This window comes from Tardiphaga sp. 866_E4_N1_4 (assembly GCF_052076075.1).
Taxonomy (GTDB): Bacteria; Pseudomonadota; Alphaproteobacteria; order Rhizobiales; family Xanthobacteraceae; genus Tardiphaga; species Tardiphaga robiniae.
Map to the genome: position 1 here is coordinate 6,588,128 of NZ_CP197242.1, position 23,518 is coordinate 6,611,645.

The window sequence follows — 23,518 nt, forward strand, 5'->3', positions numbered from 1 at the left end:
GAGGACGAATCACATGAACGCGCCGACGCCCGCCACTGAAGACCTGCTGTATTCCGTCGATAACGGGATCGCAAAGATCACCTTCAACCGTCCGCAGGCGCGCAATGCCATGCTGTTCTCGATGTATGAACGAATGGCGGAGATCTGCCAGGCGGCCAATGAGGACCGCTCGATCAAGGCGATCATCCTGACCGGCACCGGCGACAAGGCCTTCGCCTCGGGCACCGATATTTCGCAGTTCCGCGAATTCAAGACGGCGCAGGATGCGCTCGATTACGAGGCCCGGATCGACCGCGTGCTCACCGCGCTGGAGACCTGCCGGGTGCCGACCATCGCCGCGATCGCCGGTGCCTGCACCGGCGGCGGCGCCGGCATTGCCGCCTGCTGCGACCTGCGCATCGGTACGGCTGCCACGCGCATGGGCTTCCCGATTGCCCGCACCCTCGGCAACTGCCTGTCGATGTCCAATATCAGCCGCGTGATGGCTCTGGTCGGCCCGGCCCGCACCAAGGACATGATCTTCACCGCCCGCCTCATCGAGGCTGATGAGGCGCTGGCGCTGGGTCTGATCAACGAGATCGTGCCCGATGTCGAGACACTGCAGCGCCGTGCATTGGAGACGGCACAACTGGTCGCCAGCCACGCCCCGATCACTCTCGAAGTCACCAAGGAGGCCGTGCGCCGGCTGCGCCCGACCCTGACCCGCGAAGAGGGCAAGGACCTCGTGCTCAAGGCCTATATGAGCGAGGATTTCCGCGAGGGCATGGACGCCTTCCTGAACAAGCGCAAGCCGAACTGGCAGGGCAAATAACGAGGAAAAAGAAAGCAATGCGGCGGGCGGATATTCCGCCGTCTGCTATTCGACGGGGCTGCCGCCCCTGACCAAAGTCGGCCTTCGCATGCGCGGGACGCGCTTGAAGTCGGGGTCAATACCCCGCACAATAGAACCAATGAAAAACGGCGGGCATCCAACGCCCGCCGATCTCTACAGGGAAGAAACCAATGTCCAAGTCGATCAGGGCCACAGCTGCGCTTGCGGCCGTGCTTGCCAGCGTTCCCATCCTCTCATCGGCGACGTCGCCGGCCATGGCCTGGGAGCCGACGAAGCCCGTCGAGATCGTGGTGGCAGCGGGCGCGGGCGGCGCCTCCGACCAGATGGCGCGCATGATGCAGGCCGCCATCCAGAAGAACAATTTGATGAAGGCGCCGGTGGTGGTGTCGCTCAAGGGTGGCGCATCCGGTGCGGAAGCGCTGATCTACATGAAATCCAGCGACGGCGACGCCAACAAGGTGCTGATCGCCTATTCGCTGATCTACATGCTGCCGCTTTCCGCGAAGATTCCGTTCAACTGGCGCGATCTCACGCCGGTGTCCGTCGTCGCGATGGACCAGTTCGTGCTGTGGGACAATGCATCAGGCGCCAAGTCGGTGAAGGAATTCATCGCGGCGGCCAAGGCTGCATCGTCGCCGTTCAAGATGGGCGGCACCGGATCCAAGCGTGAAGACCATGTGCTGACGGTGTTCATGGAAAAGCAGACCGGCGCCAAGTTTTCCTATTTGCCCTACAAGTCGGGCGGCGAGGCGGCGACGCAGCTGGTCGGCAATCACACCGAAGCCAACGTCAATAACCCCAGCGAGAATCTTGAAGTCTGGCGCGCCGGTCAGGTGCGTGCGCTCTGCGTGTTCGACAAGGAACGCATCTCCTATAAGACCAAGGTCACCGAGACGCAGTCGTGGAACGACATCCCGACCTGCAAGGAAGAGGGCCTCGACGTGCAGTATCTGATGCTGCGCGCCATGTTCCTGCCCGGCAAGGTGACGCCCGAGCAGCAGGCTTTCTATGTCGACCTGTTCGAGAAGGTGACCAAGACGGCCGAATACAAGGACTACATGGAGAAGCAGGCGCTGAAGCCGATCTTCCTGAAGGGGCCGGAGATGCTCAAGTTCCTCGAAGAGGACGATGCGCTCAACAAGTCGCTGATGACCGAAGCGGGATTCGTGGCGAAGTAAGTAACTGCGAAGCGACGTCTCTTCTCCCTCGCCCCGCCCTTGCGGGGAGAGGGGTGGGGTGAGGGGCTCTTCGATCCGCAGGCTCGGCGATTTGCTTTGCGTTCGTGCCTCGCCCCTCACCCGAAGCCGTCGCTTCGCTCAGGCTTCGACCTCTCCCCGCCTAGCACAACTCCGGTGTGCACGGGAGCGGGGAGAGGTTAGCACCACATCATTCCGCCAGCTCCCATATGCGAGACCCAATGTCCAACACCGACCTCGAAATCATCGTCGAAGATCCGACCGCTCCGGAGGAAGACTCGCCCTCCGTCGTCAGCACGCGCACCATCGAGATCATCGTCTCGCTGGTCCTGCTGGCACTGGCCATCGTTCTTGGCTTTGACAACTGGCGCACCGGCATCGCCTGGGATTCCACCGGGCCTCAGCCCGGCTACTTCCCGTTCTATCTCTCGGTCATTCTCGGCGGCGCCAGCCTTTACGGGCTGATCACGACGTTCTTCGCCCGCAGTGGCGGTTCCGACACTTTCGTCACCCGCGCACAATTGCGGCGCGTGGGGCTGGTGTTCATTCCTACCGCACTGTTTTGTCTCGCCACGCAATTCCTCGGCATCTATGTCGCGAGTTTCGTGCTGATCGCCGGCTTCATGCGCATGGTTGGCAAGATCGCGCTGTGGAAGTCGCTGCTCACCGCCTTCGTGTTCACCGCGATCATGTTCGTCACCTTCGATGTCGCGTTCGACGTCATCATGCCGAAGGGGCCGATCGAATCGGCTCTCGGTCGCTAGGACTTTAACGATGGAAGCCTTTGGATTGTTGATGCACGGCTTTGCCGTGCTGATGACCTGGAAGATCATCTCGTTGATGGTCGTCGGTCTCGTGCTCGGCATCTTTGTCGGCGTGCTGCCGGGCCTCGGCGGCCCCAACGGCGTCGCCATTCTGTTGCCGCTGACCTTCACCATGGATCCGACCTCGGCCATCGTGATGCTGTCCTGCATCTATTGGGGCGCGCTGTTCGGCGGCGCCATCACCTCGATCCTGTTCAATATCCCCGGCGAAGCGTGGTCGGTGGCCACCACCTTCGACGGCTATCCGATGGCGCAGCAGGGCAAGGCCGCGGAAGCGCTGACGGCGGCGTTTACCTCGTCCTTTATCGGCTCGCTGGTGGCAGTGATGCTGATCACATTTCTGGCGCCGATGATTTCATCCTTTGCGCTGAAATTCGGCCCGCCGGAATTCTTTGCGGTCTATCTTCTGACCTTCTGCTCCTTCGTCGGTCTCGGCCGCGAGGCCAAGCACAAGACCGTCATCTCGATGGCGCTGGGGCTGTTGATCGCCGGCATCGGCATGGACACGGTATCGGGCAATCTGCGCATGACCTTCGGCTCGGACAATCTCCTGCGCGGCATCAACTTCCTCGTCGCGGTGATCGGCCTGTTCGGCATCAGCGAAATCCTGCTCACCATGGAAGAGCGCCTCGCGCTGCGCGGCCACGCCGCCAAGATCAGCCTGCGCACGGTGCTGAAGGTCTGGATGGATCTGCCGAAATACTGGGTGACGCTGCTGCGCTCCTCGGTGATCGGCTGCTGGCTTGGCATCACGCCGGGCGGCGCCATTGCGGCGTCCTTCATGGGCTATAATCTCGCCAAGCGCTTTTCCAAGGATCCCGAGAGTTTCGGTAAGGGCCGCATCGAAGGCGTGTTCGCGCCGGAAACCGCGGCGCACGCGTCAGGCACGGCGGCGCTGCTGCCGATGCTGGCGCTCGGCATTCCAGGTTCCGGCACCGCGGCGATCCTGCTCGGCGGCCTGATGGTGTGGGGCCTAAACCCAGGCCCACTGCTGTTCGTCGAGCACAAGGATTTCGTCTGGGGCCTGATCGCCTCGATGTATCTCGGCAATGTCGTTGGTCTCGTCATCGTGCTGACGACCGTGCCGGTCTTCGCCTCGATCCTGCGCGTGCCGTTTGCGGCAGTGGCGCCGATGATCGTGGTATCCTGTGCCATCGGCGCCTATGCGATCCAGAATGCCATGTTCGACATCTGGCTGATGCTGGGCTTCGGCGTCGTCGGCTATGTGTTCAAGAAGATCGGTATTCCGCTCGCGCCATTCACGCTTGCGCTGGTGCTCGGCAGCCGTGCTGAAGATGCGTTCCGCCTCGCCATGATCGGCTCCGGTGGCAGCGTCGGTGTGTTCTGGTCCAATGGCCTCGTCGGCACCATCACCACGCTGGCGATTACGTTGCTGTTCTGGCCGGTAATCGATCGTGCCTTTACGGCCGTTGCACGCATCTGGCGGCCGACGCCGGTGACGACGTAAGTCGTGCTCGTATCTGGCTAGATGAAGGCCTAAGCCTGCAGTGACGGCTGCGCCAGATACGCCAGCAGCTTTATCTCGCGGCGTCCGCGGGTGACAGTGTCGAGCACGAGGCCCGACGAAAATGAGAGCACGCCGACGATCATCAGGCCAGTCGAGAGCACGGCGGTGGGTAGCCGAGGCACAAACCCTGTTTCCAGATAGGTGACGGTGATGGGAATCGCGAGGCCGATGGAGACGATGCCGAAAAACAGGCCAATTGTGCCGAAGAAGCGCAGCGGCTTTTCCGAACGATAGAGCTTCATGATCGTGCCGAGGATCCGGAAGCCGTCTTTCCACGTGTTGAGCTTGCTGATGGAGCCCTGCGGCCGCGCGAAATACGGCGTCTCGATTTCAGCGACCGGCAGTGCGAGCTGCAGCGCATGAACGCTCAGTTCGGTCTCGATCTCGAATCCATCGGAAAGCACCGGGAAGGATTTGACAAAGCGTCTTGAGAATACGCGATAGCCCGACAGCACATCTTTGAAGTTCTGACCGAACGTCATAGACAGAAAGCCGGTGAGCAGTGAGTTGCCCGTACGGTGGCCCAGGCGATAGGCGGCGACCTGCTGTTCAATGCGCTGGCCCACGACCATGTCGAGGCGATCGTTTAACAGCGCTTCGATCATGGCTGGTGCGGATGTCGCGTCGTAGGTCGCATCGCCATCGACGAGAACATAGATATCGGCATCGACGTCACCGAACATGCGGCGGACGACATGACCCTTTCCCTGACGGGGCTCGCTGCGAATAATCGCCCCCGCCTGCGACGCCACTTCGCGCGTGCGATCTGTCGAGTTGTTGTCGTAGACAAAGATCCTGGCGGCTGGCAGCGCCTTGCGGAAATCGTTCACGACTGTTGTGACTGCGACCTCTTCATTGAAGCAGGGAATTAGGATCGCAACGCGGGGTGGGGCGGTCATGGAGCCTTCCTGCGGGTTCGAAGGGCAGCACGATCTCCGATTGACCGCCCTTGGACGAAAATGCGATCCCATCAATGCAGCATCTGGCGTTAATTTTCGGCCATCCGTCATCAAGATTGACGCTGGTTGACACCTAAAAGCATTCCAGGGCCTTCTTTCCCAGGAACGTTTTAGGAACAACCGTCGTCGCGATGCTGCTGACCTATTGTTACAAGCTCATGCCGACCCGGGCGCAGTATCGCGCCATGGATCGGATTCTTGAATCACAGGGTCTGCTGTTCAACGCATCCCTGCAGGACAGGATCGAGGCGTGGCGGAAGGCCAAGGTCTCGATCTCGAAGATCGATCAGAACAAGTCCCTGACGAAGATCCGAGCCGAAGGCGAGACGCATCGGGCCATGCCCGTACTGTCCCGCTGGGCCATCGCCCGCGTCGATGACGCCATGACCGGCTTCTTCGGCCGCGTAAAACGCGGCTCGATGGCGGGATTCCCACGCTTCAAACCCATGACAAGATGGCCAGCTTCGGCTTTGTCGAATGGAGAGCGGCTTCTGTTCGCGCCGATCATCGGCGCGATGCGGCTGAACCTGCATCGGCGCGAGGCCATCTTGCCGGCTATGTGGGCCTGATGCAGGCCGATGCCTTTGGCCGTGCGTCGTATCGACATGCTCTTCAAGCGCAGCGTTTCCTCAAATCTCGATGGCGGGGCGAGGCAGTACCCTCATGCATGATTACCCGCAGTTGCTCCGATCGGGCGGGTCAGTGTCAAGCAGTCGCTTGATATTCTCCCGAAGCTACTCCTCGGCGACACCTCGGGGGTCGGTGCGGACCATCGCATCGTTCACGCCAGCCTATCCTAGTGAAGCTCCCACGTTGGCCCAGCTATTCCGACATATGCAGCGTTGACGTTGGATGCCGAGTTCTTCATGGCCACGCCGGATGAGACAGACGTTCCCCGTAAACGAGTGCGGCGATTGTCATTTGAAGTTCTCCACATGTCATGAGAGGTAAGCCAAAGACTTGCCTATGAAGACCCACCTGTTATGCAGATGCGCATCTTGAAAATTAGAGAAGCAGGATGCCCAGTCAAATTCGCCACCAATGGACAAAAGGAGACGACGATCGGCTCCGCGAACTTGTTGACCGGGGCGTCGCGCCAGAGGTGATCGCAACCTCGTTGGATCGATCGATTGATGAGTTGCGGCGCCGGGGGTACCTCATCGGTCTTCCGCGGAAGTGGTTTAAAAACGCCACGACTGCGTGACTGCCCGGTCCAGACCGGCCGCCGCAAGAGCAGCGATGGTCACGTAATTTCTCGTTGGGGATTGCTCAGAGTCACCCGACTGGGTGATGGATTGAGATCTGCAGACGGGCAAAGCTGGATGATGAAACGCGCCCAGATCCTGCTTATCGGTTCCGTCGCTGTTGGCCTGACGGTCGGTTACATCCTGGATGGTGGATCTGTTCGAATCGGCCGCTCACCAATGGCGATCTTGTCCGCCAGGGCAGCTCAGTCTAGATTCAACCTATGCGCCCACAACTCGCCACCATTGCCTGCGCCCTGATTCTTTCCGGATGTTCAATTGACCCAGGAGCAACGTGGGCCCCCGAAATCCTCAAAGACGGGGCTCCAAAAGCACCAACTCCTGAATCGCCCCCAAATATGCGCGAGATGCTTCAGACGCGATCGGGCGAGTTCTTCCTTCCATCGGCTGGCGCCTCGAACATAAGTTTTTCAACTCCGCGCCGCGCGCGACTAGATTGGTCGGTTTGTCTAAGGGCAACCGTCAACGGCGCTACAGGCGGATCGATAGGGGAACAAACTTTTCTCGTGAGCATCGAGCGTGATCGGCCCGTTCGGCAAGAGAATGTGGGCCCGTCGCACTGGTGCCGCCGCGAAAGCTATGAGCGGCTGTCGTAATGGCCACCGTCGAAAGGGCTTCTGCTCACCGGTTGGCCGAGGTACTCTCGCCAAAAGGGCAGCGATGGTTCAGTGACGTTCGATGTAGTGGCTCCAAAGGCCGGCTGCCTGATGATCGGCTTTGCAGGCAAAGACTGCGACCTAGTGCATACGTCATCGATAGGTTAACCCTCAGGGCCAGAAGCTGAACGCGCCGACGTGCTGACGCACCCCTCCCATGAACAGCTGATCACCCTGAGCTTGACCGGAATGGCCAAGGCCCTGGAAGAGCAGCGCCGGTTACCGGATCTCAATGCCCAGCCGTTCGAGGAACGCGTCGGCTTGCTGGTCGATCGCGAAGCCGCCGAGCGCGACACAAGCGTCTCACCACCCGCCTCAAATTCGCTGCCCACGCCAAAATGCTTGCGTGGAAGATATCGACCTGCGCACCCGCGCGGCATCATCGCGCCGTATTCACCAAACTAATCGCCGGCGACCGGATCGACCACGATGAGAAGCTGCTGATTATCGGGCCGACCGGGCTCGGCAAGAGCTGCATTGCCTGCGCGCTCGGCCACAAGGCTTGCCGCGACGATCGGTCGGTCCAGCACCATCGGGTGCCTCGCCTGTTTGAAGCCCTCGCTCTCGCCCGCGGCGAAGGCCGCTATGGCCGCCAGCTCAAGACCATCAGCCGCGTCAACTGCTGTGCTCGACGACTGGGCCTGGCGGTGCTCAATCCGCCCGAGCGGCGCGACCTCCTGGAAATCCTCGAAGCGCCACGATCGCGCGTCCACATCGTCACCAGCCAGTTTCCGGTCGATCAATGGCACGGCGATCCCACCCTCGGCGACGCCATCCTCGACCGCCTCGTTCACAATGCCCACCGCCTCCAGCTCACCGGAGAAAGCATGCGAAAACAGAACGCTCGAAACCGAACTCTTGACGAAGCCGCAACCCCCAGAACCAATCAGAAAGTCGGCAAACGCGGCCGCTCATGATCGCGTGAAATATCGGCTCACGATCAAATGATCGAGAGCTCACCATCGAGTGAAATCGTCGCTCACGATCACCGAAATGCGCAGCCGGTGAAGAAGCCGACGATGTCCCATCGTGTCCATCGCTGCTCCTGCGGCGCGGACCTCGACCGCGACGTCAATGCGCTCGTGAACATTCTACAATGCGCCTCCATGGCGCGCGGGCGGGCTATGCCGCCCGGGGGCTAAAATGTGGGGCATCGGCCCGAGCGTCGTCCCGGAAACGCGGCACTGCGCGCCGCTTAGGCGGTCGCTCAGTGCTGTAAGTCAGGAAAGAGGCTCAACCTCGGACACGGATAGCCTAGCCTCATTTTCAAGTACTTGATAGCTCGCCGTCTCAGACCACCCTGCCATGTCGCAATTCGGCGATCTCGTCGGCAGCGAAGCCGAACTCGGCGAGGAGTTCCTCTGTCTGTTCGCCGACTTCCGGAGGACGTGCGGCCATGTGGCTCGGGGTCCGTGAGAGCGTGAAGGGCTGACCGACCAGGGTGATATTGCGGTTCTGGTCGTTCGGTACGTCCTGAGCGAGGCCAAGATGCTTGACCTGCGCGTCCTCGAACATCTGGTCGACTGAGTAGATCGGACCACAGGGGACGCCGGCGGCATTGAGGTCGTTGACCCATTCCTCCGTGGTGCGCTTTTCGGTGCAGGCGCTGATCGCGGCATTGAGCGCGTCGCGGTTCTTGGAGCGGGAAGGCCCGGTGGCGTAATCGGGATGGGTGATTAGTTCGGGGGCGCCGATGGCCTGCGCGCAGCGCTCCCAGATCTTGCCGCCGGTGGTGGCGATGTTGATGTAGCCGTTCGAGGTCTTGAAAACCCCGGTGGGAATACTGGTCGGGTGGTTGTTGCCGGCCTGTTTGGGCACGTCCTGCTCCATCAGCCAGCGGGCGGCCTGGAAATCCAGCATGAAGATCTGCGCCTGCAGCAGCGAGGTCTGGACCCACTGGCCCTGGCCCGAGACATCGCGCTCAAGAAGTGCTGTAAGGACACCCAGCGCGCAGAATAGCCCGGCGGTGAGGTCGGCGACGGGAATGCCGACCCGCATGGGGCCTTCGCCCGGCGCGCCGGTGATCGACATCAGCCCTCCCATACCCTGAGCGATCTGATCGAAGCCCGGCCGCTTGTGATAGGGACCGTCCTGGCCGAAGCCGGAGATGCTGCCATAGACGATGCCGGGATTGATCGCCTTCAGGCTCTCATAATCAATACCGAGCCGGGCCTTCACATCCGGGCGGAAATTCTCGACCACAACATCGGCTTTCTCGACCAGCCGTTTGAACACGGCGAGACCGCGCGGGTCCTTCAGGTTCAGGGTCATGGCCCGTTTGTTGCGGTGCAGGTTCTGGAAGTCCGAGCCTTGCCGGGGCCCGCCCGGCTGCTCGGAATCGGTGTCGTCGCTCAGCGCATCGATCTTGATGACATTAGCCCCCCAATCCGCGAATTGCCGGACCGCTGTCGGGCCCGAGCGGATCCGGGTTAAGTCGAGGACAGTGAAGCGGGAGAGGGCTTGGGATGCATGGGAAACGGGCATTAATAAGCTTCCGGAACGCGAGAGTTGAAGACCCTGACGATTGGCTAGAGTGCGGGATTTTGTCAGGCTCCGGGCAAGACCGCAAAGGTCTTCTACGGCGCGACCGTCATTTCCATGTTGTTCAAGAATACTCGTCGGGGCAGGGAACCCGGAACGATCGAGGCCGAATGATGCTGGCTGTTCGACCAATTATAAATTAGTTATCGTCGTGACGCAGGAGGCGATTCCGTTCGTGCTGCTGAATCTCCTCGATCAAAGTGATGTTGCTCTCCGGCGTTAGGCCCGCGATGGGGTGTATCGGTCCCACTCCCAATGTCGGCATGGCCGAGCTTCCCTTTGCAATGTCGAGCGCCACATTGGCCGAAAGGTTTGGCACTTTGCCTCTCAAGATCGATATGTTCCAGTCTGTCATATCGCAAACCCTCCGGTTGAGTTCACCTAACAACGGTGGCGATCACCCGTAGTTCCCTGCGCAAGATATTGGCCATCATTGCGAAGACTCTGGATAGATGAGGTCGTCTTCGTTTCAATTTCGCAAGTGTACGGTGAAAAGTCGCGGCCGGCTTTCGGCTCAGGACGTCGACATGCGGGTTGCCTGTTAAGTGGCATATTCCTCATCTTGCTGATGAGAGAAGATGTCAGGGTGGCGTCAGGCCAGCAGTTTTGGTCAGAGTTGTGATTACCCAGCTGCCCGCCCCTAGAGCGAGAATCACAATCACAAACAATGCAAGCAACTGAACGCCGTACTTTTTCCGCTTCCGTTTGAACGCATCACGCTGAGCTTCCCGACCGAGCCATAAGCGCGCTTCGTTCAACCGATCTCCGGACAACTGCCCGCTATCGATTTGTCTTCGAACTTCTGCGACTGCGTTCTTGTCGGTCACATCATCCTCGACGGCGCACCTAATTCCGCCTCTCCACGTCTGTCGCGGGCGCCAAATGACTTCCCGCTTTAGTAAAGGCTGACGCAGACACCGCCACGGATAACATAATTGCTGGGCATTGCCGCTCGCCGCGGTAGTTGACCATTGGTTCGATCGCGTCGCGCCTTCGATAGCGAGGCCGGTCATCGTCGCTGTAATAACGCGCTTAGCTCACTTTGAAATTATTATCTGGTTTAATCGCCAGCGAGTACGGCGGTGGAGCAATTATTTTTCCCATCGGCAGCCAGATACCATTGCATAAAGTGGCATTAATACAACACCAACTTTTCCACTTCCAATCGCCGCTTTGGCCTTTTTCAAGTGAGACATGCTGAAGTGTGTTCCGCCGTCGGGGTTTGGCGGGAATCTTCCTGTGCGCTGCGACAAACTATGGCCGCACTTGGCGCGAATTTGGGGATTTGATGGCCTCCAAGTCCTAAAAAAGAGCTTCAGGACATCATAACGGATGGCCGGCACCGAGCCACGTGAAAGAAATTCGGCCCTGCGGGACGGCCACGACGGGCACTCACGAAACAATCCGGGGTTGGGCAACGCGTTCAGATTTGATTGGTCTGGACGTAGACCTCCATAGGAGGTAGGTGCACGTCGGCAACTGTCGACGTTGGCGGACAGTCGAAGCTGCCGCTGCCGCGTCTGCAATGTCCTTAAATAAGATCCCGTAGCAGCCGGGCAATGACGCTCGATAGTGAACTGGCCCGGCTATCAATGCCGGGGATTGATGCTCCGCTGGACCTTTTTGAGAGTTCGGCTGCGCTTTGTAATCGGAGGACCCTGTGTCAAGGCTTAGTACCGCTCTTTCTGTCTCCACGACCCCGCTGTTGTTGATGATCGTCTATGCGCTCGTCGCTTCGCTGTTCATCCTTTTTGTCGCGCGGCGCGCGCAGGGTAAAAGAGGCAAGGTGGTGCCGCGGCGATTCGTGTTCGGGCTTCCAATCCTGGCGGTTCTGGCCGTTGTCATTGCTTACAGCTTCATGATCGTCCAGCCGGGCTCGACCCAGGTCGTTGTGACGTTCGGTAAGGTGCAGGAGCGCCGTTACGATCCGGGTTTCCATATCGTCGTACCTGGATCCCGCCACGATATCGTATGGACCCGCCGACAGATTTTTGAGCTTTCCGCCCTCGATCCAGACGCAGTCACTGCGACGGGCGCCGGTCAAACGCCTGAGGCGCAAAGAACGTTGGCGTTGTCCTCGGACGGCATCGCACTGTCGGCCGACATTACATTTCCGTACCAGGTGAATGCCGACATCGCATGGAAAGTCTTCACCGACATCGGGCCTGAATACGAAAGCGCTTTGCTGATTCCGGCCGCTCGTGCAGCGGTGCGGCAGGCTGTTGCATCATTCAACTGGACCGACGCGGTCTCGAGCAGACGTCAGGATCTGGAGCAACTCATTCACACCGACTTTAAGAAGCTCGTCAACGACAATCTGAAGGGGGCGGGATTTACCACAGAGCAGGCTGAGAATGCATTCACTCTCATGGCTCCGCAGATCCGCAGACTGGCGCCGCCCAAGCCGATCCTGTCTGCGGTGTCAGACCGTGCTGCGTCACTGGTCAATCTCGAGAGACAGTCGGTCCTGAACCAGATTGCCGAACGCGAGGCTCAGCGGCGTGCAAACGAAGGTCTTGGCATCAAGAAGCTGGTTGATCAGCTGCCGAAGGAAATGAGGCCGGAGCAATTGCAGGGTCTGCTGTATGCGCTCGCGGACAAGCAGCGTGCCGATTCGATGCTAAAGGCCGTCGAGCATAATCAGGTCAAGGTAATGGTCATGGGCGGTGGTTCAAACGCTCCCGTGGTCTCTGTCCCCCCGCCGGCGCAGTAAAGTATTTCGTGATGTCAAAGATCCTTGTCACCGGTGCCGACGGTTTCATCGGCTCCCATCTGGTCGAAGAACTTGTCCGGGCCGGACGAGAGGTGCGGGCATTCGTGCTCTACAACTCGTTCGACAAATGGGGCTGGCTCGATCAGGCGCCTGCGGACATCCGCAATTCGATCGAAGTCGTGTCAGGCGACATCCGTGATGCCAACGGCGTTCGGACGGCGATGAAAGGGTGCGACAGCGTCATGCACCTGGCGGCGCTGATTGGCATTCCATACTCGTATCATGCCGCCGATAGCTATGTTGACGTCAACATTCGCGGCACGCTCAACGTTGTTCAGGCGGCGCGCGATCTCGGGCTGTCGAAGGTGGTGTCGACCTCGACCAGCGAAGTCTACGGTAGCGCGCAGTTCGTGCCGATCTCCGAAGAGCATCCGCTGGTCGGGCAGTCGCCATATGCCGCGACCAAGATCGGTGCCGATCAGATCGCACTGGCGTTCTACCGTTCATTTGGCATGCCGGTGGCGGTCGTACGGCCTTTCAATACGTACGGACCGCGACAATCCTCGCGGGCGGTGATTCCAACGGTCATCACGCAGCTCCTCAAGGGCGACGGTACGGTACGGCTCGGCGCCACGACCCCGACGCGCGACTTCAACTATGTGCGTGATACAGCGCGGGGCATCATGGCCGTTCACGACAGCGCTGCGTCGATCGGCGAAGTCATCAATATCGGCAGCGGCTATGAAATCAGCGTCGGCGATACCGTAGCGATGATTGCCGACGTGATGGGGCGCACTGTCACGATTGAATGCGAGGCCGAGCGGCTCCGACCCGGAAAGAGCGAGGTCGAACGGCTGTGGGCTGACAACGCCAAGGCGCAGCGGTTGCTGGGCTGGGCGCCGGAATTCCTTGGCACGGCTGGATTGCGCAAGGGGCTCGAACTGACCATCGAGTGGTTTTCGATCCCCGAGAACCGCGACCAATATCGCGCTGGCAAATACACGATCTGACCGACGAGAAAGACACGAACATGAAAACAGCGCTGGTCGGACTGGGGCGGATGGGACTTCGGCATCTCGAAGTTTTGCGTGCAGTGGGCGTCGATGTCGTCGGTGTGTCCGACATGAACGAAGCTGCGCGCAGCAAGGCGGCAACCGATTTCGGGCTCGGTGCCGGTGCCTTGTTCGCCGATGCGAGCGACATGATCAGGCACATCAAGCCTGAATTGCTGGTTGTTGCGACCACTGCGCCGTCGCATGCCGAATTGGTGTGTCTTGGCGCGGAGCAGGGCGCAAAGGCCATTCTCTGCGAAAAGCCGATGGCCATATCGCTTGCTGAATGCGACCGCATGATCGCCGCGTGCGATTCCGCCGGGACGCGGCTGGCGATCAATCACCAGATGCGTTTCATGGAGCAATATACGAAGGTCAAGGAAATCGTCGACGGTGCATCGTTTGGCGGCCTGGCCAGCGCCACCGTCATCGCCGGGAATTTCGGAATGGCGATGAATGGCTCGCACTATTTCGAGATGTTCCGGTTCTTGACCGACGAAATGCCGGCGCGGGTATCCGCGTGGTTCTCGGCAGACACGGTAGCAAATCCGCGTGGGGCGCAATTCGAAGATCGGGCCGGCTGCGTCCGTATCACGACGGCGAGCGGGCGTCGTTTCTATATGGATGTGTCGACCGACCATGGGCACGGCATGCACGTGACCTATGCCGGCCCGTTCGGGCGTCTGGATGTGGATGAATTGGCCGGCAAGGCCAACCTCGTGGTTCGCAAGGCCGAGCATCGCGACGTGCCAACGACGCGTTACGGCATGCCCTACGAAGAGCACGCCATCGCCATTGTTCCCGCCGATGCCGTGGCACCGACACGCGCAGTGCTGGAGGCGCTGATGGCAGGCAAGAATTATCCCGACGGGATTGTCGGCCGAATGGCCGTCGAGGTGCTGGCTGCAGCCTACCTGTCCGACGAGCAGGGCGGCGCAGCCGTCGATCTGACCTCCGCCGATCTGCAGCGTTCGCGCGTTTTTCCCTGGGCCTGACGAATGGTCCGGCGCGATGACGTGATCGTATTGATCGGCTCAGGACCCAGCCTGAACCGTATCGATGTCGGCCGTCTCGCCGGGTTCAGGTCCATCGCCTTCAATCGGTCATTTCTTGCCTGGGATGATTGGGGATTTGCCCCGACGCTTTATGCGTGCCTCGATCCGATGTCGCTCTCGATCATCGGCACCGAACTGCCGCCGATCATCGACAATAATCGCGCCACGCGATTTTATCTTCATCGCAATGCGAATGTACTTGGCATTACGTCAAGTCACGTCGAGCTGTGCGATCTCGAGCCAGGGCAACGGTTTTCAGGCGTAGTTTCGCGGTTGACCGACTATGGCAATGTAGGAGCGATTTCACTTCAGCTGCTGCAAGCGCTTGGCTATCGAAGTGTTCTGCTGGTCGGCGTCGATGGCGACTACCTGCCCGACACCGATGCGGAGAGTGACGCCAACCACTTCCGCGATGATTATGCGCGCGGTCGAGTACCGCTCACGCCCGAGCTTCGTGTGCGGTATACATCGATGTGGCCGGCCGTCGCCGCGGAATGCGAACGCCTTAGTGTTGCGGTTCGCAACGCGTCCCCCGGCACGACGCTGAAGTGTTTCGAGACCATCTCATTCGATGACGGTCTCGCATGGTTGACATCTCCAGACGCTTTGGTCGATCCATCAATGCATGCGAATGACAGGAAGGAACTGAATTCATGACGACTTCGATCGCTGCGCCGCTGCGCGTCGCCATGATCGGCGGCGGCGGCATGACCCGTGAGCACATTCGCGCATTTCAGGATATTCCTGGCGTGACGATCGCCGGCATCTGGAATCGGACGCGCAACAAGGCCGAGGCGCTCGCCAGCGAATTTGCCATTGCCTATGTCGCCGACAGCATCGACGATCTGTATACAGTGACAAAAGCCGATCTTGCGATCCTGGCAGTCTATGAAACTGCAATCAATCCCGTGATGAAGATGGCGTTGGCGCATCCATGGGCGATCCTGATGGAAAAGCCGATCGGGCTTGATCTGGCGGATGCCGAGGATATTGCGGCCGCGGCACGGGCGGCCAAGGCGCAGGTCTATGTTGGGCTGAACAGGCGTACACTGTCGAGCACGGTGGCTGTTTTGGCGGATTTGGCGGACGACCAGGGGCCTCGCTTCGTTCATGTTCAAGATCAGCAAAGTCTGGACACGGCGCGCCTGATCGGTCACGCGCAGCCGGTGGTCGACAATTGGATGTATGCGAACTCGATCCATCTGGTCGATTACATTCCGGCGCTTTGCCGGGGAAATATCGTCGAGGTGGTGCCGGTGGTGCGGTGGGATTCGGCGGCGCCCACCGTCGTGATTGCCAAGGTCGCCTTCGACAGCGGCGATATCGCCGTTTACGAGGGCATTTGGAACGGGCCGGGACCGTGGGCCTGCACGGTGACCACACCGCGTCGCCGCTGGGAAATGCGCCCGCTCGAAAAGGCTTCATTTCAGAACGCGGGCGAGCGAGTGCAGAATATCGTCGAACCGCATGAACGGGACAACCAGTTCAAGCCGGGCTTTCGGTTGCAGGCAGAGAACGTCGTGGCGGCGCTGCGTGGCACCGGTTCTGCGACGACGCTTGACGAAGGTCTTCGTTCGATGCGGTTGGTGCACGATATTTTTGCAGATGCGCGAGAGAGATGTCGCCCGTGAAACGTCGAATTTGCGTTGTGACAGGGACGCGCGCCGATTACGGGCTGCTGGTTTGGCTGTTGCGTGACATCGTCGCGTGTCCGGACGTCGAATTGCAGATCGTCGCCACAGCGATGCATCTCGAGCCGGCGTTCGGCAACACGGTCGACCAGATCCGCAAGGATGGCTTCGTCGTCGATGCCGAGGTCCCAATGGACTTGTCCGACGACAGTCCGGTCGCAATCGCCAAAGCGACCGGCCGCGGGGTCAGCGGGCTTGCGGAGGCCTTTGATCGGCTGCAGCCCGATATCGTGGTGTTGCTAGGCGACCGTTTCGAAATGCTGGCGGCGGCGACGGCTGCCACCCTGTTGCGACTTCCAATCGCTCATATCCACGGCGGCGAAATATCCGAAGGCGCCATCGACGATGCCATGCGGCATGCGATTTCGAAACTGTCGCATTTGCATTTCGTGGCGGCGAAGGAATTCGGTGACCGGGTTGTGCAGATGGGGGAGGCGCCGGAGCGGGTGTTCGTTGTCGGCGCCCCCGGTCTTGACCATCTAGCGCGAAGCAGTCTGCCGAGTGCCGATGAGCTCGCCCAACGGGTTGGACTTGCGCTCGACCGGCCGTTGATTTTGGTGACCTATCATCCCGCGACGCTGGGCGGCGAGGATCCAGTCGCGGACCTCGAAGAATTGCTTGCGGCCCTCGACCGCTTTCCCGACGCTGCGCTGGTTTTCACGAAAGCCAACGCCGATGCTGGCGGGCGTGCCATCAATGCGCGGCTGGAAGATTACGTCGCGCGCTCTCCGGCAAATGCCGTGCTGGTTGCGTCGCTTGGCAGTGAATTTTATTTTACCGCGCTTCGCGCTGCGGCGGCGGTGGTCGGCAATTCGTCGAGCGGGATTATCGAGGCGCCGGCTGTCGGGGTGCCGACTGTCAATATCGGCAGTCGTCAGGACGGCCGGCCGCGTTCGCCGAGCGTCATCGACTGCCCGGATGAGCGGCACGCCATCGAGGCCGCAATCCGCCGGGCTCTCGACCCGACCACACGCGAACTCGCGCGGGCGCAGACACCAGCATATGGCCGTGCAGGAAACAGCGCGCCCGAAATTCTGCGGCGGCTCCGTGATGTCCCGCTCGATGGCATCCTGATCAAGCGGTTTCATGATGGCGGTGGCGAGTCCGTTGCAGCCCGAGGGCATCATAAATGACTCCTGTCATCATCCTGGGGGCGGGCGGGCACGCGCGAGTCCTGATCGATGCGCTGCAGATGACCGGCTGCCGGATTGTCGGCATCATCGACCCCGCTTTCGCGGTCGGCAGTTCCGGGCCCGCCGGACTGCCGATACTGGGCGGCAACGAAGCGCTAGACGGCTATTCGCCAAATGACGTCGAACTGGTGAACGGGATCGGCTCGATCGGCTCTCTGGCTTTGCGCGATACGGTGTATCGTCGCGGCAAGGAGGCTGGGTTCCGTTTCGCACAAGTCGTCCATCGTTCCGCCGTCATCGGCGGCGCAACCGATATTGGCGAGGGTGTGCAGATCATGGCCGGCTGCGTGATCCAGTACGGCAGCTCCATCGGCGCGAATTCCATCATCAATACCCGTGCTTCGGTCGATCATGACTGCCAGATCGGGCAAAGCGTTCACGTTGCCCCCGGGGTAACCCTGTCAGGAGGTGTTCGGATCGGCGATCGTGCCCATATCGGCACCGGCGCGGCTGTGATTCAGGGCGTGAGCATTGGCTCGGACAGTCTGGTCGGGGCCGGTGCTGCCGTCTATAGGGACATTCCTGCCGCCGGCCGTCTGATCCGGGGTCAATGAGGATAACCGATGTCAAACGTTCAAGAGACCCTGGTCGGCCCACTCGCGACTATCAAGGACGTCATTGAGACGATCGAACGTTCGTCCGCGAAGGTGGCGTTGGTTGTCGACGCCGATCGACGACTGCTGGGAACCGTCACGGACGGAGACGTCCGACGTGGACTGCTGCGCGGCGTGAATATCGATAATTCGGCATCGGTGATCATGAACAGCAAGCCACGGGTAGCGAGCTTCGACGACGATCCCGCTGGCGTGCTCGATCTGTTGCGCAAGAACCTGTGCCGCCAAGTTCCGATTCTGGATACCGAAGGCCGGGTGGTTGCGCTTCGCACCCTCGATGAAGCCCTGCGGGTTCCGCGACGCCCGAACCCGGTGTTTTTGATGGCTGGCGGACGCGGCCAGCGGCTGCGTCCGCTGACGGACAACTGCCCGAAACCCATGCTTCATATCGGTGGTCGGCCAATTCTGCAGATCATCGTCGAAAACATGGTCCAGCAGGGTTTCCAGGATTTTTACATCTCGGTGAACTACCGGCGCGAAATGATCCGGCAGCATTTTGGTGACGGATCCGCCTGGGGCGCGAGCATCCGATACATCGAGGAAGACGAGGACAAGCCGCTTGGCACTGCCGGCGCGATATCCTTGCTGTCAGATACGCCATCGCACCCGATGATTGTGATGAATGGTGACATTCTGACCAAGGTCGCATTTGGGGCATTGCTGGATTTCCACCATGAGCACGCTGCTGTCGCCACGATGTGCGTGCGTGACTATTTCGTCCAAATTCCGTATGGGGTGATCGAGCTGGACGACCACCGGATTGCGGAGATTGTGGAAAAGCCGGTTCACCGGTTTCTCGTGAATGCCGGAATCTACGTGCTCGAACCATCCGCGGTCGGCATGATACCGTCGGGATCGGCATACGACATGCCAACGCTTTTCGAGCGTTTGGCAGCCGACCAAAGCTCGGCGAGCGTGTTCCCGATCACCGAATACTGGCTGGACATCGGCCGCATGGACGATTTCAACAAGGCCAACGACGATTATGTCCGGGAGTTCTGGATCGGCGAAGGGCCGGGCTAAATGATTGACGGAAAACCAGTTTTAGCGTTGATCCCGGCGCGCGGTGGTTCTAAAGGTGTGCCGCATAAAAACATTCGCCAGCTCGGCGGCAAGCCTTTGATTGCGTGGACGATTGATGCTGCAAAGGCGTCGCGATACGTCGATCGCATCGTGCTATCGACCGACGACCCGAATATCATCGCGCATGCTGAGCGCCACGGTTGCGAAGTGCCGTTTGTGCGGCCGGCCGCGCTGGCGACTGATCAGGCCGAGAGCATGGACGTCGTTCGTCACGCGCTCAAGGCGCTGGCCATTGCAGATGGCTATGTCGTATTGCTACAGCCAACCTCACCCATGCGTCGCGCAGACGATATCGACGGGGCGCTGGAGTGTTGTGTTAACTCCGGGGCGCTGAGTTGCGTGAGCGTTTGCGAGCCCGATAAAAGCCCTTACTGGATGCTGACCATGGGATCCGATCGCAAAGTCCATTCGCTGTTTCCGGAGGATCAAATTCCTGCCCGGCGCCAGGACGCTCCGTCGGTTGTCGCGCTCAACGGCGCGGTCTATGTCGCGCCGGCAAGCCATCTCGTTGCAGGCGGGAATTTTCTGACAAAGCACACTGTTGGATACCCGATGCCGAAGGAGCGCTCCTTCGACATCGACACAGAACTCGATCTTCGGATCGTTGAATCTATCCTTACCGAAGGGCCGCGCTGATTATGGACAAATATCCCCGCCACGTTCCGATCGATCTGACCAAATATCGCCCGGATATTAATCACCCCGAGACCCTTTATGGCCTGCCGCAAAATGTGGAATTCTGTGCCAATTGCGTGATCTCCAACCAGCGCCCGAACTCCGCGGTTGAATTCGCGCACGTCAAGGGAAGTCGAAAAACGACCATCAAATTTGACGGTCATGGCATCTGCGACGCCTGCCGCGTGGCGGAAGAGAAGCATAATACGATTGATTGGGACGAACGTCGGCGCAAGCTGATGGATCTGTGCGATCGTCATCGGCGCAATGACGGCCACTATGACTGCGTCGTTCCAGGTTCGGGCGGCAAGGACAGCACCTATGCTTCCTATATGCTGAAGCACGAATTCGGCATGCACCCCCTGACCGTGACATGGGCGCCTCATATCTACACCGACTGGGGCTGGAAGAACTTTCAGTCGTGGCTGCATTCCGGCTTCGACAATTTCCTGCATACGCCGAACGGGCGCACGCACCGCTTGCTGACGCGGCTTGCGGTCGAAAACCTGTTTCATCCCTTCCAGGCTTTTATGCTCGGGCAAAAGAGCCTGGCGCCGAAAATGGCGGTGCTGCACGATATCCCGTTGGTCTTCTACGGCGAGAATGAAGCCGAATACGGCAACCCGCGAACCGATACGGATACGGCCAAGCGCGATTGGAGTTATTACACCGCTGAGGACAAGAGCCAGATCTATCTCGGCGGCGTGTCGGTGCACGACCTGATCAACAGCTTCGGGGTTCCCGAAGTCGACCTGGTCCCTTATTTCCCTGCCGACCCGGCGCAGATCGAGGCCAAGAATGTCGAGGTTCACTACCTCGGCTATTACCTCAAGTGGCATCCGCAGAGCTGCTATTACCATGCGGTGGAGCACACCGGTTTTCAGGCGTCTCCGGAGCGCACGCCTGGCACTTACAGCAAGTACAACAGCATCGACGATCGTATCGACGATTTTCACTACTATACAACGTTCACGAAGTTCGGCATCGGCCGTGCGACTTACGACGCCGCGCAGGAAATTCGATCGCGCGACATCACGCGTGAAGAGGGTGTTGCGCTCGCCAAGAAGTTCGACGGTGAGTTTCCAGAGCGTTTCGCCGAGGAGATCTTCACCTATCTGAGCATTCCCGAGAAGGAATTCCCGATCGCCAGCCGGATGTTCGAGCAGCCGATGCTTGACCGCCAGTATTTCATGCATCTCGCCGATCGCTTCCGCTCGCCGCATTTGTGGATGTACGAAGACGGCGAATGGAAGCTCAGGCACACGGCGTGGCAGCACACGCCGATGGGCAAGGAATATGTGAAGTAGGTCCGATGTCGAACGTTCGCCTCATTGCGCGGCTTGATATCAAGTCGCCGAATCTCATCAAGGGCATCCATCTTGAGGGATTGCGGAAAATCGGCGATCCGCAGCAGTTTACGCAAGGTTATTACGCGGCTGGCGCAGACGAGATCATCTATATGGATATCGTCGCCAGCCTGTATGGCCGTAACAGCCTGTCGGATCTGGTTCGGCGTACCGCCGAAGAGGTGTTCATTCCGATTACCGTCGGAGGAGGCTTGCGCTCGCTCGATGACGTTGAGCAGGCGCTGCGTTCCGGGGCTGACAAAGTGGCGATCAACACCGCTGCCGTGGCACGTCCCGAACTGGTGACCGAGGTGGCGACCCGGTTCGGGTCGCAGTGCATGGTTCTCTCGATCGAGGCAAAGCGCACCGGCGAGGGGCGTTGGGAAGCGTTCACCGACAATGGTCGCGAGCACACGGGGTATGATGTCGTTGAATGGGCTCGCCGGGCTGTCGATCTCGGCGCCGGCGAGATTCTCCTGACGTCGATCGACCAGGAGGGGACACGCCGAGGATTCGATGTCGCGCTGACCCGCGCCGTATCGGAGGTCGCGCGCGTTCCGGTGATCGCAAGCGGCGGCATGGGATCAGTGGAGCACCTGGTCGAGGTCGTGAAGGACGGGTATGCCGACGCGGTCGCCATGGCAGATGTCCTTCACTATAAGCGCCTGACCGTGCCTGACATTCGCGAAGGCGCGCGGCGGGCCGGGATTACAGTGAGGCAGATATGAGCCAAAGCGTTTTGGTAGTGGATTACGGGGTCGGCAATCTTCTCAGCGTTTGCCGGGCGTTTGAAGCTTGCGGCGCCGAGGTTGAACTGTCCGGCAGCGCCTCGCGTATTGCAGCCGCCAAACGTTTGGTCGTGCCCGGGGTCGGCGCGTTCGGGGATTGCATGGGCGAACTTCGCAAGCGCGATCTGGTGGGGCCGGTTCTGGATTACGTATCCAGCGGAGCTCCGGTGCTTGGCATTTGCGTCGGGATGCAGATGCTGTTGGAGATCAGCGAAGAGTTCGGCGAGCACAAAGGTCTCGGTATTTTACCCGGGCGGGTGCGCGCTATCCCACAGGCTCAGCCCGACGGTCCATCTTACAAGATTCCGCATATCGGTTGGAGCGAACTCAACAAGCCGTCGTCCGAGGTGGAGTGGAGCAGTACGATTCTCGATGGCGTTGCCCCTGGCAGCACCTGTTACTTCGTGCATTCGTTTACCGCGGTGCCCGTCGATGACGGTTATCGGCTGGCCGATTGCGATTATCATGGGCAGCGTATTTCGGCGGCCTTGCAGATCGACAACGTGTCGGGCACGCAATTTCATCCAGAGAAGAGCGGTGAAACCGGGCTGCGCATTCTACGCAATTTTCTTACGCTCGGCGCTGATCGGCGAGATCGGGGCGCGTAACGAATGTCAGATGTAGATGCTGCACCGCTAGAAGCTAAGACCTCGGAAACCGAGAACCGGAACGACGATCGGCATACCTCGACGGTCCGATTGATTCCAAACCGAAAGATCGAGGGATTTGGCCTCGACGAAATCTGGGCCTATCGCGAGCTGATCTTTGGCCTGCTGCATCGCGACCTCATGGCGATCAAAAATCAGACGCCAACGGCGTGGTTCTGGCGTATCCTGCAGCCGACTTTTACGCTGATCACCTACACCATCCTCTTCGAGCATGTCGGCAAGGTCGATTTTGGATCGGGGATTCCGTATTTCTTCGTCATGTCGGCGGCGATGCTGCCGTGGCAGCTGATTTCAGCGGTCATTCAAGGAGCTGTATCGAGCATCGCGGCCAATGCCGGCTTCTTCGGTAAAGTGTATTTTCCCCGCATCATCCTGCCGATGGTCAGCGTGACCAATGCGTTGGTTGACTTTGTGGTCACGTCGCTGCTGCTGCTGGGGCTTCTGTTCTATATGGGAATGCCTCTCAGCCTGAACCTCGTCATGGTGCCGTTCTTTGGAATGTGGGCGTTGATGCTGGGGATCGGCGTCGGCCTCTGGCTGTCAGCCTTGAATTCGCTTTATCGGGATATCAACCAGGGCCTTGGCTACGCTCTGCAATTGGCGTTTTTTGTTTCGCCGATCGTTTATCCGAGCTCGGTCGTTCCAGAGCAGTACCGCGAATTTTACCACCTCAATCCGGTGGTTGGCATCATCGAAGGCTTTCGCTGGGCGTTTCTGCAGCAAGGCGATCCGCCTGATATCAACGATTTCGTTGCGTTTTGTGCCACCTGTCTTTTCGTAATGTCGGGCATGTGGGCATTCCGACGTGTCGAGCGCGTGTTTGCAGACGTAATCTGATC

General features: G+C 59.8%; 24 protein-coding genes. 20 read left to right on the forward strand and 4 right to left on the reverse strand.

Annotated elements, in window-relative coordinates; genetic code table 11:
• The first annotated feature begins 13 nt into the window (after positions 1–13).
• The 4 genes from AB8B20_RS31505 to AB8B20_RS31520 all read left to right on the forward strand — a co-directional run bounded on the left by AB8B20_RS31505 (position 14) and on the right by AB8B20_RS31520 (position 4,320).
• On the forward strand, positions 14–811 hold the full coding sequence (locus tag AB8B20_RS31505; RefSeq protein WP_439070996.1) for an enoyl-CoA hydratase/isomerase family protein: 798 nt from the start codon (positions 14–16) through the stop codon (positions 809–811).
• 191 nt (positions 812–1,002) lie between these two features.
• Complete coding sequence (locus tag AB8B20_RS31510) at positions 1,003–2,010, forward strand: tripartite tricarboxylate transporter substrate binding protein (RefSeq protein ID WP_439070997.1); 1,008 nt, start codon at positions 1,003–1,005, stop codon at positions 2,008–2,010.
• Between the two features lie 239 nt (positions 2,011–2,249).
• Entirely contained in the window at positions 2,250–2,792 is a 543-nt protein-coding gene (locus tag AB8B20_RS31515) for a tripartite tricarboxylate transporter TctB family protein (RefSeq protein ID WP_439070998.1), read from the forward strand.
• A gap of 10 nt (positions 2,793–2,802) precedes the next feature.
• Entirely contained in the window at positions 2,803–4,320 is a 1,518-nt protein-coding gene (locus tag AB8B20_RS31520; RefSeq protein ID WP_231077509.1) for a tripartite tricarboxylate transporter permease, read from the forward strand.
• 29 nt (positions 4,321–4,349) lie between these two features.
• Here AB8B20_RS31520 and AB8B20_RS31525 read toward each other — a convergent pair whose 3' ends face one another.
• On the reverse strand, positions 4,350–5,279 hold the full coding sequence (locus AB8B20_RS31525) for a glycosyltransferase family 2 protein (protein WP_439070999.1): 930 nt from the start codon (positions 5,277–5,279) through the stop codon (positions 4,350–4,352).
• A 191-nt stretch (positions 5,280–5,470) separates the two neighbouring features.
• Between AB8B20_RS31525 and AB8B20_RS31530 the strand changes: the two genes are divergently transcribed.
• The 3 genes from AB8B20_RS31530 (at position 5,471) to AB8B20_RS31540 (ending at position 8,177) form a co-directional block, all read left to right on the forward strand.
• Complete coding sequence (locus AB8B20_RS31530; protein ID WP_439071000.1) at positions 5,471–5,908, forward strand: helix-turn-helix domain-containing protein; 438 nt, start codon at positions 5,471–5,473, stop codon at positions 5,906–5,908.
• A 1,541-nt stretch (positions 5,909–7,449) separates the two neighbouring features.
• On the forward strand, positions 7,450–7,665 hold the full coding sequence (locus tag AB8B20_RS31535; RefSeq protein ID WP_439073082.1) for a hypothetical protein: 216 nt from the start codon (positions 7,450–7,452) through the stop codon (positions 7,663–7,665).
• The gene (locus tag AB8B20_RS31540; protein WP_439071001.1) at positions 7,599–8,177 is read left to right on the forward strand and encodes an ATP-binding protein; all 579 of its coding nucleotides are present in this window, start codon (positions 7,599–7,601) and stop codon (positions 8,175–8,177) included. Before AB8B20_RS31535 ends, AB8B20_RS31540 begins: the two co-directional genes overlap by 67 nt.
• 373 nt (positions 8,178–8,550) lie before the next feature.
• Here AB8B20_RS31540 and AB8B20_RS31545 read toward each other — a convergent pair whose 3' ends face one another.
• From AB8B20_RS31545 to AB8B20_RS31555, 3 genes are all read right to left on the reverse strand, one after another.
• Complete coding sequence (locus tag AB8B20_RS31545) at positions 8,551–9,744, reverse strand: CaiB/BaiF CoA transferase family protein (RefSeq protein ID WP_439071002.1); 1,194 nt, start codon at positions 9,742–9,744, stop codon at positions 8,551–8,553.
• Between the two features lie 196 nt (positions 9,745–9,940).
• A complete protein-coding gene (locus AB8B20_RS31550) occupies positions 9,941–10,156 on the reverse strand; it encodes a hypothetical protein (protein WP_439071003.1) in 216 nt (71 codons plus the stop codon).
• A gap of 226 nt (positions 10,157–10,382) precedes the next feature.
• Positions 10,383–10,628, reverse strand: a complete 246-nt coding sequence (locus tag AB8B20_RS31555) for a hypothetical protein (RefSeq protein WP_439071004.1) — start codon at positions 10,626–10,628, stop codon at positions 10,383–10,385.
• 884 nt (positions 10,629–11,512) lie between these two features.
• Here AB8B20_RS31555 and AB8B20_RS31560 point away from each other — a divergent pair.
• From AB8B20_RS31560 to AB8B20_RS31620, 13 genes are read left to right on the forward strand one after another with little or no spacing between them, the layout of a single operon-like run.
• Entirely contained in the window at positions 11,513–12,514 is a 1,002-nt protein-coding gene (locus AB8B20_RS31560; protein ID WP_439072993.1) for an SPFH domain-containing protein, read from the forward strand.
• A gap of 11 nt (positions 12,515–12,525) precedes the next feature.
• On the forward strand, positions 12,526–13,524 hold the full coding sequence (locus AB8B20_RS31565; protein ID WP_439071005.1) for an NAD-dependent 4,6-dehydratase LegB: 999 nt from the start codon (positions 12,526–12,528) through the stop codon (positions 13,522–13,524).
• Between the two features lie 20 nt (positions 13,525–13,544).
• Positions 13,545–14,561 carry a Gfo/Idh/MocA family protein gene (locus tag AB8B20_RS31570; protein ID WP_439071006.1) on the forward strand — a complete coding sequence of 339 codons (1,017 nt, stop codon included), beginning with the start codon at positions 13,545–13,547 and terminating at the stop codon, positions 14,559–14,561.
• A 21-nt stretch (positions 14,562–14,582) separates the two neighbouring features.
• Positions 14,583–15,278, forward strand: coding sequence for a hypothetical protein (locus AB8B20_RS31575; protein ID WP_439071007.1), 696 nt, complete (start codon positions 14,583–14,585; stop codon positions 15,276–15,278).
• 32 nt (positions 15,279–15,310) lie between these two features.
• Positions 15,311–16,252 (forward strand): Gfo/Idh/MocA family oxidoreductase, encoded by a 942-nt coding sequence (locus AB8B20_RS31580; RefSeq protein WP_439071008.1) that lies wholly within the window; start codon positions 15,311–15,313, stop codon positions 16,250–16,252.
• On the forward strand, positions 16,249–17,445 hold the full coding sequence (gene neuC / locus AB8B20_RS31585) for a UDP-N-acetylglucosamine 2-epimerase (RefSeq protein ID WP_439071009.1): 1,197 nt from the start codon (positions 16,249–16,251) through the stop codon (positions 17,443–17,445). The genes AB8B20_RS31580 and neuC overlap by 4 nt, the downstream gene beginning before the upstream one ends.
• Positions 17,442–18,059, forward strand: a complete 618-nt coding sequence (locus AB8B20_RS31590) for an acetyltransferase (RefSeq protein WP_439071010.1) — start codon at positions 17,442–17,444, stop codon at positions 18,057–18,059. Before neuC ends, AB8B20_RS31590 begins: the two co-directional genes overlap by 4 nt.
• 9 nt (positions 18,060–18,068) lie before the next feature.
• The gene (locus AB8B20_RS31595; protein ID WP_439071011.1) at positions 18,069–19,142 is read left to right on the forward strand and encodes a nucleotidyltransferase family protein; all 1,074 of its coding nucleotides are present in this window, start codon (positions 18,069–18,071) and stop codon (positions 19,140–19,142) included.
• The gene (locus tag AB8B20_RS31600) at positions 19,143–19,838 is read left to right on the forward strand and encodes an acylneuraminate cytidylyltransferase family protein (RefSeq protein ID WP_439071012.1); all 696 of its coding nucleotides are present in this window, start codon (positions 19,143–19,145) and stop codon (positions 19,836–19,838) included. It abuts the gene before it with no gap.
• A 2-nt stretch (positions 19,839–19,840) separates the two neighbouring features.
• Entirely contained in the window at positions 19,841–21,184 is a 1,344-nt protein-coding gene (locus tag AB8B20_RS31605; RefSeq protein ID WP_439071013.1) for an N-acetyl sugar amidotransferase, read from the forward strand.
• A gap of 5 nt (positions 21,185–21,189) precedes the next feature.
• Positions 21,190–21,951: an imidazole glycerol phosphate synthase subunit HisF gene (gene hisF, locus AB8B20_RS31610; protein WP_439071014.1), complete on the forward strand. Its 762-nt coding sequence runs from the start codon at positions 21,190–21,192 to the stop codon at positions 21,949–21,951.
• A complete protein-coding gene (gene hisH, locus AB8B20_RS31615; protein WP_439071015.1) occupies positions 21,948–22,619 on the forward strand; it encodes an imidazole glycerol phosphate synthase subunit HisH in 672 nt (223 codons plus the stop codon). The genes hisF and hisH overlap by 4 nt, the downstream gene beginning before the upstream one ends.
• Before the next feature lie 3 nt (positions 22,620–22,622).
• A complete protein-coding gene (locus AB8B20_RS31620; RefSeq protein WP_439071016.1) occupies positions 22,623–23,516 on the forward strand; it encodes an ABC transporter permease in 894 nt (297 codons plus the stop codon).
• Positions 23,517–23,518: the final 2 nt, after the last annotated feature.

What these genes read in the sequence shown, in the direction of transcription:
- AB8B20_RS31545 (WP_439071002.1), bottom strand. Translation starts at nt 9,744, where the DNA reads ATGCCCGTTTCCCATGCATCCCAAGCCCTCTCCCGCTTCACTGTCCTC.
- AB8B20_RS31510 (WP_439070997.1), top strand. Translation starts at nt 1,003, where the DNA reads ATGTCCAAGTCGATCAGGGCCACAGCTGCGCTTGCGGCCGTGCTTGCC.
- AB8B20_RS31590 (WP_439071010.1), top strand. Translation starts at nt 17,442, where the DNA reads ATGACTCCTGTCATCATCCTGGGGGCGGGCGGGCACGCGCGAGTCCTG.
- hisH (WP_439071015.1), top strand. Translation starts at nt 21,948, where the DNA reads ATGAGCCAAAGCGTTTTGGTAGTGGATTACGGGGTCGGCAATCTTCTC.
- AB8B20_RS31530 (WP_439071000.1), top strand. Translation starts at nt 5,471, where the DNA reads ATGCTGCTGACCTATTGTTACAAGCTCATGCCGACCCGGGCGCAGTAT.
- AB8B20_RS31565 (WP_439071005.1), top strand. Translation starts at nt 12,526, where the DNA reads ATGTCAAAGATCCTTGTCACCGGTGCCGACGGTTTCATCGGCTCCCAT.
- AB8B20_RS31600 (WP_439071012.1), top strand. Translation starts at nt 19,143, where the DNA reads ATGATTGACGGAAAACCAGTTTTAGCGTTGATCCCGGCGCGCGGTGGT.
- AB8B20_RS31570 (WP_439071006.1), top strand. Translation starts at nt 13,545, where the DNA reads ATGAAAACAGCGCTGGTCGGACTGGGGCGGATGGGACTTCGGCATCTC.
- AB8B20_RS31515 (WP_439070998.1), top strand. Translation starts at nt 2,250, where the DNA reads ATGTCCAACACCGACCTCGAAATCATCGTCGAAGATCCGACCGCTCCG.
- AB8B20_RS31620 (WP_439071016.1), top strand. Translation starts at nt 22,623, where the DNA reads ATGTCAGATGTAGATGCTGCACCGCTAGAAGCTAAGACCTCGGAAACC.
- AB8B20_RS31580 (WP_439071008.1), top strand. Translation starts at nt 15,311, where the DNA reads ATGATCGGCGGCGGCGGCATGACCCGTGAGCACATTCGCGCATTTCAG.
- AB8B20_RS31595 (WP_439071011.1), top strand. Translation starts at nt 18,069, where the DNA reads ATGTCAAACGTTCAAGAGACCCTGGTCGGCCCACTCGCGACTATCAAG.
- AB8B20_RS31520 (WP_231077509.1), top strand. Translation starts at nt 2,803, where the DNA reads ATGGAAGCCTTTGGATTGTTGATGCACGGCTTTGCCGTGCTGATGACC.
- AB8B20_RS31525 (WP_439070999.1), bottom strand. Translation starts at nt 5,279, where the DNA reads ATGACCGCCCCACCCCGCGTTGCGATCCTAATTCCCTGCTTCAATGAA.
- AB8B20_RS31535 (WP_439073082.1), top strand. Translation starts at nt 7,450, where the DNA reads ATGGCCAAGGCCCTGGAAGAGCAGCGCCGGTTACCGGATCTCAATGCC.
- AB8B20_RS31505 (WP_439070996.1), top strand. Translation starts at nt 14, where the DNA reads ATGAACGCGCCGACGCCCGCCACTGAAGACCTGCTGTATTCCGTCGAT.
- hisF (WP_439071014.1), top strand. Translation starts at nt 21,190, where the DNA reads ATGTCGAACGTTCGCCTCATTGCGCGGCTTGATATCAAGTCGCCGAAT.
- AB8B20_RS31550 (WP_439071003.1), bottom strand. Translation starts at nt 10,156, where the DNA reads ATGACAGACTGGAACATATCGATCTTGAGAGGCAAAGTGCCAAACCTT.
- AB8B20_RS31540 (WP_439071001.1), top strand. Translation starts at nt 7,599, where the DNA reads ATGCTTGCGTGGAAGATATCGACCTGCGCACCCGCGCGGCATCATCGC.
- AB8B20_RS31605 (WP_439071013.1), top strand. Translation starts at nt 19,841, where the DNA reads ATGGACAAATATCCCCGCCACGTTCCGATCGATCTGACCAAATATCGC.
- AB8B20_RS31560 (WP_439072993.1), top strand. Translation starts at nt 11,513, where the DNA reads ATGATCGTCTATGCGCTCGTCGCTTCGCTGTTCATCCTTTTTGTCGCG.